Annotated in this window: 1 rRNA gene; it reads left to right on the top strand. The window is 50.0% G+C overall.

Features of this window, described 5'->3' with window-relative positions:
• Nucleotides 1–226 precede the first annotated feature (226 nt).
• Nucleotides 227–1,724: ribosomal RNA gene (locus L654_RS0118355) — 16S ribosomal RNA — on the top strand.
• Nucleotides 1,725–1,772 lie beyond the last annotated feature (48 nt).

Here is a 1,772-nt window from a genome sequence, read left to right as displayed (position 1 = left end):
TCGTACAGATTGAGTTCTAACAGCCAACCTACTTAGGTAGCGAGGCAAACAAATTAGAGTCTCAATTGAAAACTGAGTGACCATATGTTATTAAAAGATTCAGCCTTGAGCTGTTTTGATTTTACTTTTTTTAAAAGTGAAAATAATAACGCACAGTCAATTCGTTTTTGGCAACAAAAACAAAAAATTCAGAATTCATTGAGCTGTCGAAAGACATAAAACTTTTTAATTGAAGAGTTTGATCATGGCTCAGATTGAACGCTGGCGGCAGGCCTAACACATGCAAGTCGAGCGGTAACAGAAAGTAGCTTGCTACTTTGCTGACGAGCGGCGGACGGGTGAGTAATGCTTGGGAACATGCCTTGAGGTGGGGGACAACAGTTGGAAACGACTGCTAATACCGCATAATGTCTACGGACCAAAGGGGGCTTCGGCTCTCGCCTTTAGATTGGCCCAAGTGGGATTAGCTAGTTGGTGAGGTAATGGCTCACCAAGGCGACGATCCCTAGCTGGTTTGAGAGGATGATCAGCCACACTGGGACTGAGACACGGCCCAGACTCCTACGGGAGGCAGCAGTGGGGAATATTGCACAATGGGCGCAAGCCTGATGCAGCCATGCCGCGTGTGTGAAGAAGGCCTTCGGGTTGTAAAGCACTTTCAGTCANTTACTGACAGAAGAAGCACCGGCTAACTCCGTGCCAGCAGCCGCGGTAATACGGAGGGTGCGAGCGTTAATCGGAATTACTGGGCGTAAAGCGTACGCAGGCGGTTTGTTAAGCGAGATGTGAAAGCCCCGGGCTCAACCTGGGAACTGCATTTCGAACTGGCAAACTAGAGTGTGATAGAGGGTGGTAGAATTTCAGGTGTAGCGGTGAAATGCGTAGAGATCTGAAGGAATACCGATGGCGAAGGCAGCCACCTGGGTCAACACTGACGCTCATGTACGAAAGCGTGGGGAGCAAACGGGATTAGATACCCCGGTAGTCCACGCCGTAAACGATGTCTACTAGAAGCTCGGAGCCTCGGTTCTGTTTTTCAAAGCTAACGCATTAAGTAGACCGCCTGGGGAGTACGGCCGCAAGGTTAAAACTCAAATGAATTGACGGGGGCCCGCACAAGCGGTGGAGCATGTGGTTTAATTCGATGCAACGCGAAGAACCTTACCTACACTTGACATACAGAGAACTTACCAGAGATGGTTTGGTGCCTTCGGGAACTCTGATACAGGTGCTGCATGGCTGTCGTCAGCTCGTGTTGTGAGATGTTGGGTTAAGTCCCGCAACGAGCGCAACCCCTATCCTTAGTTGCTAGCAGGTAATGCTGAGAACTCTAAGGAGACTGCCGGTGATAAACCGGAGGAAGGTGGGGACGACGTCAAGTCATCATGGCCCTTACGTGTAGGGCTACACACGTGCTACAATGGCGCATACAGAGTGCTGCGAACTCGCGAGAGTAAGCGAATCACTTAAAGTGCGTCGTAGTCCGGATTGGAGTCTGCAACTCGACTCCATGAAGTCGGAATCGCTAGTAATCGCGTATCAGAATGACGCGGTGAATACGTTCCCGGGCCTTGTACACACCGCCCGTCACACCATGGGAGTGGGTTGCTCCAGAAGTAGATAGTCTAACCCTCGGGAGGACGTTTACCACGGAGTGATTCATGACTGGGGTGAAGTCGTAACAAGGTAGCCCTAGGGGAACCTGGGGCTGGATCACCTCCTTATACGATTTAGAACTTATTTGTTCGTAGTGTCCACACAGATGATTGTTA

This window comes from Pseudoalteromonas sp. TAB23 (genome assembly GCF_000498075.1).
Taxonomy (GTDB): Bacteria; Pseudomonadota; Gammaproteobacteria; order Enterobacterales; family Alteromonadaceae; genus Pseudoalteromonas; species Pseudoalteromonas arctica.
The sequence above is the reverse complement of the archived record's forward strand: the minus strand, read 5'-3'. Positions and strand labels throughout refer to the sequence as shown.